The organism is Streptomyces sp. JH002 (assembly GCF_050916115.1).
GTDB classification, from domain to species: Bacteria; Actinomycetota; Actinomycetes; order Streptomycetales; family Streptomycetaceae; genus Streptomyces; species Streptomyces xiamenensis.
Window position 1 is genome coordinate 909067 of sequence record NZ_CP087989.1, and the last position, 17145, is coordinate 926211.

Below are 17145 nucleotides of genomic sequence, written 5' to 3' on the forward strand. Positions count from 1 at the left end.
AAGCCGCTAGCATCGGCTTAGTCGCGCCGCTTCGGGATGCGCGGCTTTCCCCGCTACGAAGGTCTCCCATGCCGCTCCGCTCCTCGTCCGTACGCCTCGCCCGCGGCGCCTCGCCGTGGCTGCTGCCGACGGTCGCCACGGCCGCCGTTTCGCTCGCCAAGGCCCGCCACTCCGGACGCTGGGCGGCGGCCGCCGTCCCGGCCACCGCGCTGGCCGCGGGCATGCTGTGGTTCTTCCGTGACCCGGAGCGGGAGATCGGACAGGGGCGGGTGATCTGTCCGGCGGACGGCGTGGTGCAGAGCATCGTGCCGTGGGAGGACGGGCGCACCCGGGTCGCGATCTTCATGAGCCCGCTGAACGTCCACGTGAACCGCGCGCCGGTCGCCGGCACCGTGGCCTCCGTGGAGCACGTGCCGGGCGGTTACGTTCCGGCGTTCGACAAGGAGAGCGAGTTCAACGAGCGCGTCGTGTGGCGCTTCGACAGCGAGCTGGGCGACATCGAGATGGTGCAGATCGCCGGCGCCGTCGCGCGGCGGATCGTGCCGTACGTGCCGCAGGGCTGCAAGGTCGAGCAGGGTGAGCGCATCGGGCTGATCCGGTTCGGCTCGCGGGTGGATGTCTATCTTCCCGAGGGCATCGAGCCGGCGGTCGAGGTCGGCGAGAAGACCACAGCGGGGGTGACACGTCTTGACCGTGATTGACCGCGGCGCGCAGAGCGCCTGGGTACCGGAGGCGGACGAGGACGAAGCGGATGAGCTTCCGCTGTCGATGCGACTGTCAATAGCGGACACCCTGACCCTGTCGAACGCCATCTGTGGCTTCCTCGCGGTCTACTTCACCACCACCGGCGTCCTGATCCCGCACCTGACGGGCAGCGGCGACGTCGGAGTGGTACGCAACAACGCGGCCACCGCCGTCCTGCTGATGCTGCTGGCCTCGGTCTTCGACCTGTTCGACGGCCTGGTGGCGCGCAAGCTGCGCAGCTCGCCGATGGGTGCGGAACTGGACAATCTGTCGGACCTGATCAGCTTCGGTCTCGCCCCCGCCTACTTCGTTCTCGTCTGGGGCATGGTGGTGGGCGACGCCCACGAGCCGGTCGCGGCGCTGGCGGCGATCACCGTACTGCTGGCGGTGGTGCTGCGGCTCGCGCGGTTCTCCTGCGTGACCATGCCCGACGGGGTCTTCCAGGGCATGCCCAGCCCCTTCGGGGCGCTGACGGTGGTCTCCATCGTGCTGCTCGAGCTGCCGTTCTGGCCGACGCTGCTGGCGATCGTCGGGGTGGCCTGGCTGATGGTGAGCCGGGTCGAGTACCCCAAGCCGCGCGGGCCGCTGGCGGGGGCGATGCTCGCCTGGATCGTGCTGAGCATGGCGCTGCTGACCGCGTGGGCCTTCGACGCGCCGGGCGGTGAGCTGATGCTCCAGACCGGCTGCTCGCTCCAGCTGGTGCTGGGGGCGGTGATCCCGCTGTTCGCCATGGTGCGGCGGGTGTACAACTTCCGCGATCTGCGGCGCGAGGCGCGGGCCGAGGCCCAGTCCTAGCGGACGGCCGGCCGCGCGCGCAGAGCGGGTCCAGGGGCCCGGGTGACGTCACCGTCACCCGGGCCCCTGGCGTTCGCCGGGTACGGGGCGGCGCGGGGCGCGGTGGTCCGGGGAGCGTCGCGGCTGCCGCTGTCAGTGGGCCGTAGCACAATGGCGGGCATGCAGCTCACCAAGAAGGGCCACTCCTGCGTACGGCTCACCCGGGACGACGGGCGGGTTCTCGTCATCGATCCCGGGCGGTTCAGCGAGGAGGACGCGGCGCTGGGCGCCGACGCCGTCCTGGTCACCCACGAGCACCCGGACCACTTCGACGAGGAGCGGCTGCGCACGGCCCTGGAGGCGAACCCCGCCGCCGAGGTGTGGACGCTGCGCAGCGTCGCCGAGCAGCTGGGCGCGGCCTTCCCCGGCCGGGTGCGCACCGTGGGGCACGGCGACAGCTTCACCGCCGCCGGCTTCGGGGTCGAGGTGCACGGGGAGCTGCACGCGGTGATCCACCCCGACATGCCGCGGGTCACCAACATCGGCTTCCTGGTGGACGGCGAGGTCTTCCACCCCGGCGACGCGCTCACCGTGCCGGACCGTCCCGTGCACACACTGCTGCTGCCCGTCCACGCTCCGTGGAACAAGTTCTCGGAGATCGTGGACTACGCCCGCGAGGTCGGCGCCCAGCGGGCGCTGGCGATCCATGACGGGCTGCTGAGCGACACCGGCCTGGGCGTCTACGGCCGCAATCTGGGGCCGCAGGGTCCGGGCATCGGCGGCACCGCCTACACCCGGATGACCCCCGGCGATTCCACCACCGTCTAAGAGTCTGAGAGATCCCGAGCCGATGCGCATCGCCACCTGGAACATCAACTCGATCACGGCGCGCCTGCCGAGGCTGCTCGCCTGGCTGGAGAGCAGCGGCACCGACGTGCTGTGCCTCCAGGAGCTGAAGTGCGCCGCCGAGGCGTTCCCCACCGAGCAGCTGCGGGCGCTGGGGTACGAGGCGGCCGTGCACGCGGACGGCCGCTGGAACGGGGTCGCGGTGGTCTCCCGGATCGGGATCTCCGAGCCGGTGACCGGGCTGCCGGGCGGCCCCGACTACGACGGGCTCAACGAGCCGCGCGCGGTCGCCGCCAGCTGTGACGGGGTGCGGGTGTGGTCGGTGTACGTGCCCAACGGGCGCGAGGTCGGGCATCCGCACTACGACTACAAGCTGCGCTGGCTGGCGGCGCTGCGCGAGGCGGTGCGCGCGGACGCGGCGGCGGGGCGGCCGTTCGCGGTGCTCGGCGACTTCAACATCGCGCCGGCGGACGAGGACGTGTGGGACATCTCGGCGTTCGAGGGGGCCACGCATGTGACGGCGGCGGAGCGGGAGGCACTGGCCTCGCTGCGCGGCACGGGGCTGAGCGATGTGCGGCCGCGCCCGCTGAAGTACGACCACCCGTTCACGTACTGGGACTACCGGCAGCTGGGCTTCCCGAAGAACCGGGGCATGCGCATCGATCTGGTGCTGGGCAACGCGGCGTTCGCGGGCGGGGTCAAGGACGCGTACGTGGACCGCGAGGAGCGCAAAGGCAAGGGCGCCTCCGACCACGCGCCGGTCGTGGTCGACCTGGAGGTGTAGGGCGCCCGGGGGCGAAATTCCGCCACGAACAAGAAGACGGGTGTGGCCCTGTAGTGCCCCGCGGGCCCGGGGTGGGACGCTGAAACGCATGAACATCCCTTTCCTGGACAACTGGCGCAAGCGGGCCGAACCGCGGCTGGGGGCCCCTCCGGGTCAGCGGGCGGGGGACGGCGCGCAGGGCGCCTGGGCCGACCCCGAGGGCGTGGCGCAACTGCTGTCCGAATGCGAGCTGCTGCGGGCCAGGGCGCTGGCCGCCGGGGTGGTGCTCGGGGACACGCCGGAATCGCTGGAGGCGCTGGACCAGTTGCTGCCCCGGTGGCGGGACGACCCGGAGGAGCTGGCCGGTCTGGGCACGGACGCGGGCCTGTACCTGGGCACGGTGCTGGTCCGTACGGTGCTGGGGGCCCGGTGGGTGCCGGGGGCGCACGGCGGGCCGGTGGTGGCGATGGGTTCGGGGCGGCGGGTGGATGTACTGACGGCCGGTCACGACTGGGCGGACACCGGAGTGCCCGAGCTGTCCCAGGTGTACGCGGAGAGCGCCGGGTTCTGAGCCGGTGCGCGCGCCGGCGGCTTTCTCGGCCGCCGAGGCTCAGCCGCCGGGAGTCAGCCGCCGAAGCCGATGGCGTACTCCAGGCGCCAGCGATCGCCCCGCAGGACGGTGTCGGAGGTCTCCACGGCGCGGTCGTGTTCGTCGTAGTGGGTGCGCTGGACGGCGGTGAGGCACTGGCCGGGCGAACAGCCCAGCGCGTCGGCCTCGGCCCCGGTGGCGGGCCGGGAGGCGACGGTCTCGGTGGCGCGGACGATCCGGATGCCGATCGCCGCGAACCGGCCGCGGACACCGCGCCGGGCATAGGGGCCGCGTTCCGGGTGCAGGACGTCGGTGCCCTTGGTGAGGGCCAGCGGCTCCCAGCTGGTGGCGAGTTGCAGGGGGCGGCGGTCCGCCAGGTACTCGTACTGGGTGCACATCAGCGGTTCGCCGACGCCGACGCCGAGGCGGGCGGCGATCTCCGGCGGTGCGGCGACGGCCGTGGAGGTGGCCTCCCACATCAGGTCGGGCTGTTCGCCGGCCGGGCCCTCCTGGTGCCCCTCCCCCGGGCCGTGACCGTGGCCATGGGCGTGCTCGCGACCGCCGGACAGGATCTGGATGCGGGCGGCGAGCGGGCTGTCGACGGCCCCGGTGGAGCGGAGGAGAACGCCGAGCGGTTCGCGGTCGCTGACGAAGACGCCGCGCCCGAACTGGCCGGTGGCGTATCCGGCGGCCTTCAGCACCCGTACGGCGCGGTCCACCGTCTGGTCGCTGGCGGTGTAGGTGCGTTTGAGCTCGGCGCGGGAGGGGATTCGCGCGCCCACCGCAAGCGTGCCCTCGTCGATCTGCTGCCGCAGATCGTCCGCGATGCGCTGGTATACCGGCCGGGCGTCGCCCATCCTCATCATCCTTTCCGCCGACGTCCAGGCTACGTCACTATGTCACGCGCGGTCAGAGGTCCTTACTCCTGGTGAGCTTGGGCTGGGGCACGGTCGCCACGCGGGTGACGTCCTTGACCAGTTCGACGACATCGGGACCGTACGCCTGGGAGTTGACCACCTTCAGCAGCAGGACGAAGGTGCCGCCCGAGCCGTATTTGCGGCTGAGGCGGGCGTTGTGGCGGGCGAGGTAGCGGGCGGCGGCCTGGTGGGTGATGGAGCGCTGGCCGCAGGCGAGGAAGACGGGGCGGCCCTCCTGCCCGGCGGTGAGGCGGGCGAGCAGGACGTGTTCGACGGAGCCGTTCTCCAGCCGGAAGCGCTCGCTGCCGATGACGAACGCCCCCCGGTCGGGTCCAGGGTCGGCGTCCGTGTTGACGGAGACCCCCGGCAGCAGGCTGTGGAGGTGCGCGGCGGAGCGGCGATTGGCCACCGGCGAGCCGAGGCAGAACTCGGTGCGCTCGCCGAAGCCCTGCCGGGCGGTCTCCCCGGATATCAGCTGGGCGCGGGCCCCGCAGTTGCGTATGACGGCGGAGAGTTCCAGCAGGGCCATCACATCGTTGCGGGCCACGGCGCCGTCCGTGCCGGTGTCGCGGCTGACCACCAGCATGCACTCGGAGTTGTCCGGCAGGCCGAAGAACTCCTGGCGGCGGCGGTGGGCGAGCGTGCTGAGCCGGCTGCGGGCGAACCAGCCCAGGGCGAGAGCGGCGAGGGCGGTCACGGCGATCGCGATCGCGAGGGTACGGGCGTCTTCGGTCATGGGCGGGGACTCTACCGGCGGGGTGTGACGTCCTCGACCCCCCTGAACGCCACGGCCCGCTCCCGGCGGGGCGGGAATCGCGGTGGGGTGGCAATCGCGGTGGATTCGGCGACGTAACGCTGATGCCCTTGCCACGGTGCGTGACGGATCCTACCGTCGCAACGGATCCGCTCCGCGTGTCCATCGCCCCATCCACAGGAGCAGCTGATGGCTGATGCTGATGTCGTACGCGCCGCGTTGGTGCAGGCCACCTGGACCGGCGACACCGAATCGATGATCACCAAGCATGAGGAGTACGCGAGGCAGGCGGCCCGGTCCGGGGCGCGGGTGATCGGGTTCCAGGAGGTGTTCAACGCCCCGTACTTCTGTCAGGTGCAGGAGGCCGAGCACTACCGGTGGGCCGAACCGGTGCCGCAGGGGCCGACCGTCGAACGGCTGCGGTCGCTGGCCCGCGAGACGGGCCTGGTGATCGTGGCGCCGCTCTTCGAGGTGGAGGACGCCGGGCACTACTACAACACGGCGGCGGTGATCGACGCCGACGGCACGGTCCTCGGCAGGTACCGCAAGCACCACATCCCGCAGCTGCCGGGCTTCTGGGAGAAGTTCTACTTCCGCCCCGGGAATCTGGGATGGCCGGTCTTCGACACGGCGGCGGGCCGGATCGGTGTCTCCATCTGCTACGACCGGCACTTCCCCGAGGGCTGGCGGGCGCTGGGGCTGGCCGGGGCCCAGCTGGTGTTCAACCCGTCGGCCACCTCGCGGGGTCTGTCGGCGCATCTGTGGCAGCTGGAGCAGCCGGCGGCGGCCGTGGCCAACGGCTACTTCGTGGCGGCGATCAACCGGGTGGGTACGGAGGAGTACGGCGACAACGACTTCTACGGCACCAGCTACTTCGTGGATCCGCGCGGGCGGTTCGTGGGCGAGGTGGCGAGCGACCAGGAGGAGGAACTGCTGGTGCGGGATCTGGACTTCGCGGCGATCGGGGAGGTGCGGCGGCAGTGGGCGTTCTACCGGGACCGGCGGCCGGACGCGTACGAGGGGCTGGTGCGGCCATGAGCGCGCGGACCGGCTCCCTGCACGAGCGGCACCGGGCCGTCCTGCCGCGGTGGCTCACGCTCTACTACGAGCGGCCGCTGGAGCTCACGCACGGCGCGGGCCGGCATGTGTGGGACGCGGACGGCAACCGCTACCTGGACTTCTTCGGCGGCATCCTGACGACGATGACGGCGCACGCGCTGCCGGAGGTGGCCAAGGCGGTCGGGGAGCAGGCGCAGCGCCTGGTGCACTCCTCGACGCTGTATCTGAGCCGTCCGATGGTGGAACTGGCGGAGCGGATCGCGGATCTGTCGGGGATCGAGGACGCCCGGGTGTTCTTCACGACGTCGGGCACCGAGGCGAACGACGCGGCGCTGCTGCTGGCCTCGGCGTACCGCGGGGGCGCCAACCAGGTGCTGGCGATGCGCAACAGCTACCACGGGCGGTCCTTCTCCACGGTGGGGATCACCGGTAACGCGGCCTGGTCGCCGACCACCCTCTCGCCGCTGCAGACCCTGTACGTGCACGGCGGTGTGCGCACGCGTGGCCCGTACGCCGCCTTGCCGGACGAGGAGTTCATCGCGGCGGCGGTGGCCGACCTGGAGGACATGCTGGCGCACACCCGCCCGGCCGGGGTGGCGGCGCTGATCGCCGAACCCGTGCAGGGGGTGGGCGGTTTCACCTCCGGGCCCGACGGGCTGTTCGCGGCCTTCCGTGAGGTGCTGGCGCGGGAGGGGATCGTGTGGATCAGCGACGAGGTGCAGACGGGGTGGGGCCGTACCGGTGACCACTTCTGGGGCTGGCAGGCGCACGCGGCGGCCGGGCCGCCCGACCTGCTGACGTTCGCGAAGGGCATCGGCAACGGGATGTCGATCGGGGGCGTGGTGGGGCGCGCGGAGATCATGGACGCGCTGGACGCGAACTCCATCTCGACGTTCGGCGGCAGCCCGGTGACGATGGCGGCCGGGCTGGCGAACCTGGGGTATCTGCTGGAACACGACCTCCAGTCGAACGCCCGCCGGGTGGGGGCGGAACTCCGCGAACGCCTGGTGGCGGGCGCGGAACACCTCGCGCTGGTACGGGAGGTACGCGGGCGCGGTCTGATGATCGCCGTCGAGGTGGTGCGGCCGGGGACCGGTGAGCCGGATCCGGCGGTGGCGGCCCTGGTCCTGGAGCGGGCCCGGGAGGCGGGGCTGCTGATCGGCAAGGGCGGCGGGCCCGGCGGGAGTGTCCTGCGGATCGCGCCGCCGCTGAGCCTGACCGGGGAGGAGGCGCGCGAGGGCGCGGAACTGCTGGTGGCCGCCCTGGCCGGGGTGGACGCGGAACTGGCCGGGCGGAACGGGTAGGAGGCAGCGGGGCGCCGCCGTAGGGTGTGCGCCCATGGATCAGTTGGTGGAACAGGAAGTCTCCGGCGGTCTGGGGCGGCTGACACTGAACCGGCCGGCCGCGCTGAACGCGCTGACGGCGGAGATGGTGGCGGCGATGGCGGGGGCGCTGGCGCGCTGGGAGGACGATCCGGAGGTCGGCGGGGTGCTGCTGCGCAGCGCCTCGCCCCGGGCGTTCTGCGTGGGTGGTGATGTGCGGGCGGCGCGCGAGGCGGTGCTGGCGGGGACGCCGGAGGTGGCGGACGCCTTCTACGCCGCCGAGTACGCGCTCAACGGCCTCATCGCGCGGTTCCCCAAGCCGTACGTGTCGCTGATCGACGGCCTGGTGATGGGCGGCGGGCTGGGGATCTCGGTGCACGGTTCGGTGCGGGTGGTGACCGAGCGGGCGGTGTTCGCGATGCCGGAGACCAGGATCGGGTTCTTCCCCGATGTCGGGGCGAGCTGGTTCCTGCCCGGGCTGGGGCTGCCGCTGGGCCGGTATCTGGGGCTGACCGGGGCCCGGCTGGACGCCGCGCGGGCGTTGGAGTGCGGCCTGGCCACCCACTTCGTCCCGCGGGAGGAACTCCCGGAATTGGAGGGGGCGTTGCGCACGCCGGCCGAGGGTGTGGTGGCGACGGTGGAGCGGTTCGCCCGGCCGGCGCCGCCGGCCGGAACGCAGTGGGCGGAGCAGCGCGAGCTGATCGGGCGGTGCTTCGCGGACGCCGACCCGCGACGGATTCTGGAGCGGCTGGCCGCCGAGCCCGGTGCGTGGGCGCGGGAGACCCGGCGGGAGCTGGCCGGGTTCTCCCCCACCAGTCTGTGGCTGACCTGCGAGCTGCTGGAGCGGGGCGCGGCGAGCGAGGACCTGGCGGTGTGTCTGGAGCGGGAGTTGCTGCTGGCGTGCCGGGTGGCGCGCGGCGCGGACTTCGCGGAGGGGGTGCGGGCGCTGCTGGTCGACAAGGATCAGCGTCCGCGCTGGCGGCCGGAGCGGCTGGATCAGGTCGATGTGGCGGGGTGGACGGCGGGCGTTCCCTGGTAGCGCGGCGGGCGGGCGCGGGCTGCGGGGCTTGCCCGTTCGTGCAGCGGACCGTGCCCTCGCCCCGTGCGGGCCGGGGTGCGGTGTCCCTGGACGGCGGCGGCCGGGGCGCCGACGCTGGAGAGGACGACGAGAGCCGACGAGGGCTGACGAGGGCCGAGGAGCCGGCAATGCGCGCGCATGAGCAGGGGAACGAGTTCGACGACGGGGCGGCGGAGGCCCGGCGGGAGACGCCGTGGCACCAGGAGGCGCTGCCGAAGCTGTACGGGGCGGCGGTCGCCGGGCGCCCGGACGTGGTCGGGACGGGTGGTGTGGGCGCCCTGCAGCGCGCCGTGGGCAACCAGGCGGTGGGGGCGATGCTGCAGCGGGACGCGGACCGCTCGGGCGAGGAGGAGAGCGGCCTCACGGGCGGCGGCCGGTCCTCGGTGCACGACGTGGTGGGTTCGGGCGGTGGCCAGGCGCTGGACACGGACACCCGCTCGGACATGGAGGCGCGGCTGGGTGCCGACTTCTCCGACGTCCGGGTGCACACCGACTCCCGGGCGCACGACTCGGCGAAGGAGGTGGGCGCGCACGCGTACACGGTCGGCAACGACGTGGTGTTCCAGCGCGACGCCTACGCCCCCGGTTCGGACGAGGGCCGCACCATGCTGGCGCACGAGCTGACCCATGTGATCCAGCAGCGCAGCGGCCCGGTGGAGGGTACGGAGGCGCCCGGCGGGATCCGGGTGAGCGATCCCTCGGACCGGTACGAGCGGGAGGCGGTGGCCAACGCCGAGCGGGCGATGGCGGAACCGGTGCCCTCCTCCCCCGCCGGGGCGGAGGCCGCCGCACCGGTGTCCGCGCCGGCCCCGGCGACGTCCGCGGCCGTGCAGCGGACGGAGGAGGACGAGGGCGAGGACGAGGAACCGGCGGACGTCCAGGGTGCCTTCGTCCAGCGGGAGGCCGAGGAGGAGGAAGAGGAGGAGGCGACCGGGGACGCCCCGTAGCCTCCCGAACGGGCTGGATCCGGCTGGATCGGGCTGAGTCGGGCTGGATCGCGGCCCGGGCCGGGTGAGGTCACCTCGGCCCGGCGCGTACGCCTCAGCTCGTTCGGCCCGGCGCGCCCCGGTGATCTCGTCCCCGGTCGGCGCGCCCCGGCCGCCCCTCGTCGCCTCAGCCCTCCGGCGGCGCGGTGAGCGTGCCCGACAGGAACAGCGCCTCGGAGCACTCCGAGGGCGCGCTGCTGGCCACCGGCCGCCCCACCTCGCGGCAGTTGAGCGTGATGGTGATCTCCTCGCCCGCCGGCACCGCGATCGGGGTGACGAAGTGGTAGTCGGTGTCGCGGAAGTTCTCCAGGGCCAGGGTGAGCAGCGGCGCGCCCTGACTGGAGATGGTCAGGTCGCCGGCGTCGCCCTGCGGGTTCTGCACCACGATGTCGGTCAGCTGGAACGTCATGCCGGACGGCACCTCGTACGCGCTGCGGGTGGTGGCGCCGCCGCCCGGGCCGTCCCGTACCTCCACGCGGGCGCTGGTGGGCAGGCCGGGGCCGCCCGGCTCGCCGGCGGCTGGTGAGCCGCTGCCCCCGCCCGCTCCGTCGGCGCCGCCGTCCGCGCCTCCGGCGCCCTGACCGGCCGGGTCACCGCCGCCGCCCGCGCCGCCCGCCCCCGCGTCGGGCCCGCCGTCCTGACCCTGGGTCAGTCCGCCGTCGCGGGACGCGTCGATCTCCTCCACGGCGTCCTGGACGGCGTCGGGCACCGCGTCCCGCGCGGCGGACTGCACGGTGGGCCGCAGCACGGTGAACCACAGCCCGGTGAGCAGCGCGCCGATGAGCACCGCGGCGATCAGGGCGCGGGGCAGCCACTGCGGGATGATGGCCTGCTGCTCGTACACCCCGTCCAGGACGACGGGTTCGGCGCCGGTGGGTGGCGGGTCCGTGCTCCCTGCCTCCTCGGCTGCGGCCGGGGCGGTGCTGACGACCGCATGGAAGGGGTGGGTGACGGCGGCGCCGCGCCACACGCGCTTGGCGGGCTTGACCTTCAGCGTGGCGAACTGCGCCTGGCCCGGCGGGATCCGCAGGGTCGCGGGCTCGAAGACGGGGCGCACCCGGTCGGTGGACTGCTGGGTGGTGAGGTCGAGGGTGCTGGGGGTGTTGCCCCGGTTGTCGACGGCGATCCGGTGCCGGCCGCGCAGCCTGCCCTGCGAACCGCGCGGCAGCAGTTCGGCCGTGACCTCGGCGTACGGCTCGACGGTGACGGTGCGTTCGGGCACCTGGGGGTGACCGTCGTCGCTGGTGTGGGTGACCCGCAGGCCGAGCGGGACGGTTCCGGGGGTGATGCCGGGTTCGCGGGGCGGGCGCAGACGGAGCACGGCGGTGCCCGTGGATCCCGGGTACAGGGAGAGGGTTTCCGGTTCGACCGTGGTCCAGGCGGCACACGGCCCGACCACCTCGAATCGGACCTCTTCGACGATGGTGCCGGAGTTCAGCACCCGTACGGGGAGGCCGGCCTCGTCTCCGGGTGACACGGAGAGGGGCGACTCGTCCAAGCTCGCTGACACGGTCATAACGGGCACGGTAGGGGGCGGTGAACGCTCGGGGAGCGGCCGTACAGGAACACTTTTGGGCAAGATGTGGTTCTCTCCCAGCCATCGTGACTGCGCCGGGGATTACCCCTCCTGGCCCGGAAGCACCTCTTATGGGGGTGGGTGGGGCAATCTCCCGATTGGCATATGACGCGATCATGACATGACTTAATTCAACAGGGGGAGGACGACGCGACGTGCAACAAACAGTCACGGACCGCATCACCGTGGACCTGCGGGCCCAGGATCCGATCTCACAGGCCGGCATCGCCAGCCACCTCAGGACCCGGCCGGAGGTACGCATCGTCGACCGGGACGGATCCTGCGACACCGCGCAGGTGGTGGTCGTCGTGGTCGACCTCATCGACGACGGCGCCCTGCGGATCCTGCGACAGGCACAACGGACCGGCACCCCGCGCGGGGTGCTGGTGGTCACCCAGATCGACGAACAGCAACTGGTGAGCGCCGCCGAGTGCGGCTTCGTGGGGGTGGTACGGCGCACGGAGGCCACCCCCGAACGGCTGGTCGCGGTGATCGGCGCGGTGGCCAAGGGCGAGGGGTACGTGCCACCGGATCTGCTGGGCGGCCTGCTGACGCAGGTCGGCCGCGTACAGGGCCAGCTCCTCGCCCCGCGCGGACTGAACTTCACCGGACTCGCGGCGCGCGAGATCGAGGTCCTGCGGCTGGTCGCGGAAGGGTTCGACACGGCCGACATCGCCGTACGCCTGGCCTATTCCGAACGGACGATCAAGAACGTGCTGCACGCGGTCATGACCCGGCTCAATCTGCGCAACCGCTCCCACGCGGTGGCGTACGCGCTGCGCCAGGGCCTGATCTGAGACCGGAGGCGCAAACGGCCTTTCGGGAAGGAGCCCCTTCCCGAAAGGCTGGCTCCGCTCTCGCTGCGCCGCCCACGCGCGCGGGAGACGGTGGGGACCCAAGCGATCTCGAGTGAGGTGGACCGTGCGGGGGCTGGCACTGGGGCAGTGGGCGGCGGGGCGGCCGGGGGGCGGCGACGGCCGGTGGCGGGTGGCACTGAGTACGGTCCTGATCCTGCTGGCGGCATCGATCTCCGGCTCGGCGGCGGGCGGCGCGGCGTACGCCGCCGCGGTGGACCCCGGCCCGGGCACGGCCCCGGGCGGCGTGACGCGCGAGGCCGACCCCGGCGAGACGATCGAGGCGGACAAGGAGATCCGCACCCCGGTGGTGCCCCCGCGGCCCGATGTGGTGCTGCTGGTCGACGGCACGGGGAGCATGCAGCCGACCATCGACCGGCTGCGCGAGACCCTGACGGTGGTCACCGACCGGGTACGGCAGGAACAGCCCGATTCCCGGTTCGCGGTGATCAGCTTCGGCGACGACAACGATGAGACGGACGGCAGCCGGACCTTCGAGGTGCACACTCCGCTGACGTACGACCTGACGGCCGTCCAGGACGGTGTCGACGACATCGAGGCCGACCGGGGAGGGTGGAGCGGCGGACCGGCCGAGGACTGGATCAACGCCCTGTGGCAGATCGGCACGGGCGCGGGCGGGGCCACCGAATTCCGGGACGGCGCGAGCCCCATCGTCGTCCTGATCGGCGACGCGTCCAGCCACGACCCGAGCATGGGCCACCACCTCAGCGATGTGATCACCCTCCTGCGGAACATCGGCGCGCGCACCGTGGCCGTGGACATCGACACACCCGACGGCGACGGGCTCAACGGCGACGGCACCCACCCCGATTGGGGAACCGACCCGCCGCACCCGCCGGGCCAGGCCGACGCCCTCGTGGCGGCGACGGACGGGCAGCTCATCGAGGGCATCGACGCGAACCGGGTGAGTGAGGCCATCGTGCAGGGGCTCACCAACCTCTCCACCACCGTCACCCATCAGTCGCTCGTCTGCGACCCGGCGCTGACCGTGGTCCTGACACCCGAGGCCCGTACGGTGACGAGCGGCGCATCCGCGGCGTTCGCCGAGACCATCACCGTCGCCGGGGGAGCCCCGCAGGGCGCCACGCTGACCTGCGTCGTCCAGTTCCTGCTCAACGGCCGGGCGCCGAACGGCATTCCACCGGAACTCCTCGACCCGGACGCCCCGCCCCCGGCGGCCCCCGAGGACGACGAGGAGACCGACCCGGACTACCGCCAGACCATCACCATCACGGTCAACGACCTCGGCGCGCCCGTCGTGACCATCGACGACCGCACGGTGCGGGCCACCGAGGAGGACGGGGTCCGGATCGAGTACACCGCCACGGCGGAGGACGCGGTGGACGGCGCACTGCCGGTGGAGTGCGAGCCGCCGTCCGGGGCGGTGTTCCCGGTCGGCACCACGGAGGTGGTGTGCACCGCCACCGACTCGGCGGGCAACACCGGCACCGGTACGGCGACGTTCACGGTCCTGCCGGTCCTGCCCGACCCGCCGGCACCGCCCCCGCCGCCCTCGGCCGATGTCGCGGTGACGGCGGCGGTGGACCCCGTACCGGGGTCCACCGGCCTGCCGGTCACCACCGAGTTCACCCTCACCAACGCCGGCCCCGACACGGCCGAGGGCCTGGTCCTGGCGACGGCCTGGCCGCGCCGCCCGGACCCCGCCGACCGCACGGTGGAGATCCAGTCCGCCTGCACGGTGGCCGCCCCCTGCACGGTGGCACCGGGCGAACGCATGACGGTGACCCAGACGGCGACGTACGGCCTGCCGCTCAGCGGCGAACTGCGCGCCACCGTCAGCGGGACGACCGCCGACCCGGCCGGCGCCGACAACGCGACGACCGCGCGGATCGACATCGTCCAGCCGGAACTGACCGTCACCCCCGAGGTCGGCACCCCCGGCTCGGTGGCGATCGTGCGCGGCGAGAACTTTCCGCCCGGCACGGACGTGGCGCTGAGCTGGGAGCCCGGCATCACGGCGGCACAGGCACCCGTCCGGGCTGCGGCCGACGGAACGTTCGAGACGCAGGTGCTGGTGCTGCGCAAGGACCAGTTGGGCGCGCGCGTCCTGCGGGCGGAAACGGCGGAGTTCGAACCCTTCGAAGAGGACTTCCTGGTGGTGCAGCGGACGCTGCGTCCGCCGGACTTCATCGGGCGCAGCTGACGGCGGACGGGCGGAGCACACGATGATCCATGAGGTGGACGAGGCCCTGCGCGGCATGCTGCGGACGGATGTGATCGCGGGTGCGCAGATCGCGATCGTCTTCGAGGCGCCGACGCGCGAGTGGGCGGCGAGGGTCAACGCCCCGACGGTGAACCTGTACCTGTACGACATCCGCGAGGACATGCGGCGGCGGGAACGCGGGCTGCACAACGAGTACAACGAGGCGGGTGTTGTCGTGGCCCGGCGCCGGCCGCCGCGCTACTTCAAGCTCTCGTACCTGATCACCGCCTGGACCAAGCGCCCGGAGGACGAGCACCGGCTGCTGTCCTCGCTGCTCATCTCGCTGCTGCGCCAGGACGCGCTGCCGGCCGTCCATCTGACGGGCGCGCTGGCGGAGTTGGGTATCGCGATTCCGATGACGATCGCGCTGCCGCCGCCGGAGGACCGGTCGTTCGCGGATGTGTGGAGCGCGCTGGGGGGCGAGTTGAAGCCGTCCCTGGACCTGGTGATCAGCGTGCCGGTGACCGAGTCCCCGGTGTACCCGGCGGGCCCGCCGGTCACGGACGGCGGGGTCAGCGTGGGCATGACGAACACGGCGGAAGCCGGCGGCGGGGCATGACGGCCGGGCATCTGCTGCACCGGGCCCGCCGGGTGGAGCAGCGCATCCGGGCGGCGGTGGCGGAGCGCAGGCGGACCGACCCGGACCCGGACGATGCCTTCCGGGGCCTGTACCTGAGTGAGGAACGGATCCAGTGGCTGCTGGACGAGGGCCGCCCGGCGGGCGGATCCGCTCCCGGCGACATCGACGAGGACGACGAGCCCGCCGAACCCTCCCGACTGAACGCGCTGCGGGCGACGTTCGGTTTGTCCCGCCGGGACGTGGACATCCTGCTGATCGCGCTCCTGCCCGACCTGGACGACCGCTTCGAGGCGTTCTACGGCTATCTGAACGACGACGTGACGCGCCGCCGCCCGTCGATCGGCCTGGCACTGGGCCTGTGCGGTGTCTCACCGGCGGACGCGACGGCACGGGACCATTTCGCGTCCGGGTCCCCCTTGATAGACGGCGGCCTGCTGCTGACGGAGGACACGGACCGCCCGTTTCTGACCCGGGCGCTGCGGGTCCCGGACCGCGTGACGTCCCACCTGCTGGGGAGCGACACCCCGGACCCGCGCATCGCGCACCTGCTGACGCGGGAGGACGCGCCCTTTCCCGGCGACGCGGCGGACGCGCTGACAACGGCCCTGACCCGGGGCGTGCGCCTGGTCCACCTGAAGTCGCCCCTGGGCGGGGCCGCCCACTCCATGGCCACACAGGCGCTGCGGAACGCGGGCAAGTCCACCCTGACGGTGAACCTGCACCGGCTGGCTGAGGACCCGGCACCGTCCCAGGCCGTCCGCACCCTGATCCGCGAGGCACGGCTGACGGACGCGGGCCTGATCTGCTCACCCCTGGAGGCCTTGCTCCCGCACCACGTCCCCACGCTGCGGTTGCTCACGCAGAGCGGGCCGCCCCTGATCCTGACGGGATCGATCCCGTGGGACGCGGACTGGTCGAGCGACCAGCCGCTGCACCTCGCCGCCCCCCGGGTCGAACCGTCCCAGCGCGCCGACATCTGGACGGCGGCGCACGGACGCCCGGTCCCGGCGGACCTGAACCTGACGGACCTGCTGTCCCCGTTCCTCCTCACCCCGTCCCAACTGGCGGGCGCGGCCCGCACCGCGGCGCAGTCGGCGCTCCTGACGGACGGCGTACTGCGACCGGAGCACATCAGCGCGGGTGCCCGGGCCCAGAATGCGGCCGGGCTCGATCGCCTGGCCCGGCGCATCGAACCGTCCGTCACCTGGGATGACCTGGTGCTGCCGGCGGACGCCCTGACCCAGCTCCACGAACTGGCGGCCCGCGCCCGGCACCGCGACCAGGTCCTGGGCACCTGGTCCATGCGCCCGGGCGGTGGCCGGGGCCGCGGGGTGTCGGCGCTGTTCGCGGGCGACTCGGGGACGGGCAAGACGATGTCCGCGGAGGTCATCGCGGCCGATCTCGGCCTGGACCTCTACACGGTGGATCTCGCCACGGTGATCGACAAGTACGTCGGCGAGACGGAGAAGAACCTGGAACGCATCTTCACGGAAGCGGCCGGAATCAACGGCGTCCTGCTCTTCGACGAGGCGGATGCCATCTTCGGCAAACGCTCGGAGGTCAAGGACGCCCACGACCGCTACGCGAATGTGGAGAGCGCCTACCTGCTGCAACGCATGGAATCCTTCGACGGCCTGGCCATCCTGTCGACCAACCTCCGGGCCAACCTGGACGACGCGTTCACCCGGCGCCTGGACCTGGTCATCGACTTCCCGTTGCCGGACGCCGAGGATCGCAGACGCCTGTGGACCAAGTCCCTGGGCACCCACGTCCCGCTCTCCCCCGACCTGGACCTGGACTTCTGCGCCGAGTCCTTCGAACTGGCCGGCGGCAACATCCGCTCGATCGCCATCACGGCGGCCTACCTGGCCGCGACAGCGGGCACCGAGATCACGATGCCCCTGCTGATCCGCGCCACCCAACGCGAATACCAGAAGCTGGGCCGCCTGACCCTGGCCTCGGAGTTCGGCTCTTACATGAACCTGCTTGGAAGTCAGAACGACATCAGTCCATAAGACGGACGACGTGCCATTGACCTACTCCAATACCCGGGTCAGA

General features: G+C 72.7%; 15 protein-coding genes and 1 pseudogene. 13 read left to right on the plus strand and 3 right to left on the minus strand.

Going from position 1 to position 17145, the window contains the following annotated elements; translation table 11 throughout:
- Nucleotides 1–68 precede the first annotated feature (68 nt).
- The 5 genes from H7827_RS03805 (at nucleotide 69) to H7827_RS03825 (ending at nucleotide 3698) form a co-directional block, all read left to right on the plus strand.
- Nucleotides 69–701 carry a phosphatidylserine decarboxylase gene (locus tag H7827_RS03805; protein WP_030730863.1) on the plus strand — a complete coding sequence of 211 codons (633 nt, stop codon included), beginning with the start codon at nucleotides 69–71 and terminating at the stop codon, nucleotides 699–701.
- On the plus strand, nucleotides 688–1539 hold the full coding sequence (pssA, locus tag H7827_RS03810; protein WP_030730860.1) for a CDP-diacylglycerol--serine O-phosphatidyltransferase: 852 nt from the start codon (nucleotides 688–690) through the stop codon (nucleotides 1537–1539). The genes H7827_RS03805 and pssA overlap by 14 nt, the downstream gene beginning before the upstream one ends.
- 159 nt (nucleotides 1540–1698) lie before the next feature.
- Entirely contained in the window at nucleotides 1699–2346 is a 648-nt protein-coding gene (locus tag H7827_RS03815) for an MBL fold metallo-hydrolase (RefSeq protein WP_386534263.1), read from the plus strand.
- Between the two features lie 22 nt (nucleotides 2347–2368).
- On the plus strand, nucleotides 2369–3148 hold the full coding sequence (locus H7827_RS03820) for an exodeoxyribonuclease III (protein ID WP_432742676.1): 780 nt from the start codon (nucleotides 2369–2371) through the stop codon (nucleotides 3146–3148).
- 88 nt (nucleotides 3149–3236) lie between these two features.
- Complete coding sequence (locus H7827_RS03825; RefSeq protein WP_386541013.1) at nucleotides 3237–3698, plus strand: DUF6278 family protein; 462 nt, start codon at nucleotides 3237–3239, stop codon at nucleotides 3696–3698.
- A gap of 53 nt (nucleotides 3699–3751) precedes the next feature.
- Here H7827_RS03825 and H7827_RS03830 read toward each other — a convergent pair whose 3' ends face one another.
- Nucleotides 3752–4573 (minus strand): GntR family transcriptional regulator, encoded by an 822-nt coding sequence (locus tag H7827_RS03830; protein ID WP_432742678.1) that lies wholly within the window; start codon nucleotides 4571–4573, stop codon nucleotides 3752–3754.
- Between the two features lie 52 nt (nucleotides 4574–4625).
- A complete protein-coding gene (locus tag H7827_RS03835; RefSeq protein ID WP_030730845.1) occupies nucleotides 4626–5369 on the minus strand; it encodes a hypothetical protein in 744 nt (247 codons plus the stop codon).
- 207 nt (nucleotides 5370–5576) lie between these two features.
- Here H7827_RS03835 and H7827_RS03840 point away from each other — a divergent pair, with 207 nt between their 5' ends.
- The 4 genes from H7827_RS03840 (at nucleotide 5577) to H7827_RS03855 (ending at nucleotide 9793) form a co-directional block, all read left to right on the plus strand.
- Complete coding sequence (locus tag H7827_RS03840; protein WP_432742680.1) at nucleotides 5577–6425, plus strand: nitrilase-related carbon-nitrogen hydrolase; 849 nt, start codon at nucleotides 5577–5579, stop codon at nucleotides 6423–6425.
- Complete coding sequence (locus tag H7827_RS03845) at nucleotides 6422–7750, plus strand: aspartate aminotransferase family protein (protein WP_364242172.1); 1329 nt, start codon at nucleotides 6422–6424, stop codon at nucleotides 7748–7750. Before H7827_RS03840 ends, H7827_RS03845 begins: the two co-directional genes overlap by 4 nt.
- Nucleotides 7751–7784: 34 nt before the next feature.
- Nucleotides 7785–8807 carry an enoyl-CoA hydratase/isomerase family protein gene (locus H7827_RS03850; protein WP_432742682.1) on the plus strand — a complete coding sequence of 341 codons (1023 nt, stop codon included), beginning with the start codon at nucleotides 7785–7787 and terminating at the stop codon, nucleotides 8805–8807.
- Between the two features lie 167 nt (nucleotides 8808–8974).
- Nucleotides 8975–9793, plus strand: coding sequence for an eCIS core domain-containing protein (locus H7827_RS03855; RefSeq protein WP_432742684.1), 819 nt, complete (start codon nucleotides 8975–8977; stop codon nucleotides 9791–9793).
- 166 nt (nucleotides 9794–9959) lie between these two features.
- Here H7827_RS03855 and H7827_RS03860 read toward each other — a convergent pair whose 3' ends face one another.
- The gene (locus H7827_RS03860; RefSeq protein WP_432742686.1) at nucleotides 9960–11348 is read right to left on the minus strand and encodes a COG1470 family protein; all 1389 of its coding nucleotides are present in this window, start codon (nucleotides 11346–11348) and stop codon (nucleotides 9960–9962) included.
- A gap of 245 nt (nucleotides 11349–11593) precedes the next feature.
- On the opposite strand from H7827_RS03860, the gene H7827_RS03865 reads away from it, so the two are divergent.
- From H7827_RS03865 to H7827_RS03880, 4 genes and pseudogenes are all read left to right on the plus strand, one after another.
- Complete coding sequence (locus tag H7827_RS03865) at nucleotides 11594–12205, plus strand: response regulator transcription factor (protein WP_386541015.1); 612 nt, start codon at nucleotides 11594–11596, stop codon at nucleotides 12203–12205.
- Nucleotides 12206–12329: 124 nt separating this feature from the next.
- Complete coding sequence (locus tag H7827_RS03870; RefSeq protein ID WP_432742688.1) at nucleotides 12330–14447, plus strand: HYR domain-containing protein; 2118 nt, start codon at nucleotides 12330–12332, stop codon at nucleotides 14445–14447.
- Nucleotides 14448–14469: 22 nt separating this feature from the next.
- A pseudogene (locus H7827_RS03875) lies at nucleotides 14470–15030 on the plus strand (DUF4255 domain-containing protein); the annotation flags it as partial.
- Nucleotides 15031–15062: 32 nt separating this feature from the next.
- Nucleotides 15063–17102 (plus strand): ATP-binding protein, encoded by a 2040-nt coding sequence (locus H7827_RS03880; RefSeq protein ID WP_432742690.1) that lies wholly within the window; start codon nucleotides 15063–15065, stop codon nucleotides 17100–17102.
- Nucleotides 17103–17145 lie beyond the last annotated feature (43 nt).

Coding starts and splice junctions, on each gene's coding strand:
- H7827_RS03820 (WP_432742676.1), top strand. CDS start 2,369: ATGCGCATCGCCACCTGGAACATCAACTCGATCACGGCGCGCCTGCCG.
- H7827_RS03840 (WP_432742680.1), top strand. CDS start 5,577: ATGGCTGATGCTGATGTCGTACGCGCCGCGTTGGTGCAGGCCACCTGG.
- H7827_RS03825 (WP_386541013.1), top strand. CDS start 3,237: ATGAACATCCCTTTCCTGGACAACTGGCGCAAGCGGGCCGAACCGCGG.
- H7827_RS03805 (WP_030730863.1), top strand. CDS start 69: ATGCCGCTCCGCTCCTCGTCCGTACGCCTCGCCCGCGGCGCCTCGCCG.
- H7827_RS03845 (WP_364242172.1), top strand. CDS start 6,422: ATGAGCGCGCGGACCGGCTCCCTGCACGAGCGGCACCGGGCCGTCCTG.
- H7827_RS03855 (WP_432742684.1), top strand. CDS start 8,975: ATGCGCGCGCATGAGCAGGGGAACGAGTTCGACGACGGGGCGGCGGAG.
- H7827_RS03850 (WP_432742682.1), top strand. CDS start 7,785: ATGGATCAGTTGGTGGAACAGGAAGTCTCCGGCGGTCTGGGGCGGCTG.
- H7827_RS03815 (WP_386534263.1), top strand. CDS start 1,699: ATGCAGCTCACCAAGAAGGGCCACTCCTGCGTACGGCTCACCCGGGAC.
- H7827_RS03830 (WP_432742678.1), bottom strand. CDS start 4,573: ATGGGCGACGCCCGGCCGGTATACCAGCGCATCGCGGACGATCTGCGG.
- H7827_RS03880 (WP_432742690.1), top strand. CDS start 15,063: ATGACGGCCGGGCATCTGCTGCACCGGGCCCGCCGGGTGGAGCAGCGC.
- H7827_RS03835 (WP_030730845.1), bottom strand. CDS start 5,369: ATGACCGAAGACGCCCGTACCCTCGCGATCGCGATCGCCGTGACCGCC.
- H7827_RS03860 (WP_432742686.1), bottom strand. CDS start 11,348: ATGACCGTGTCAGCGAGCTTGGACGAGTCGCCCCTCTCCGTGTCACCC.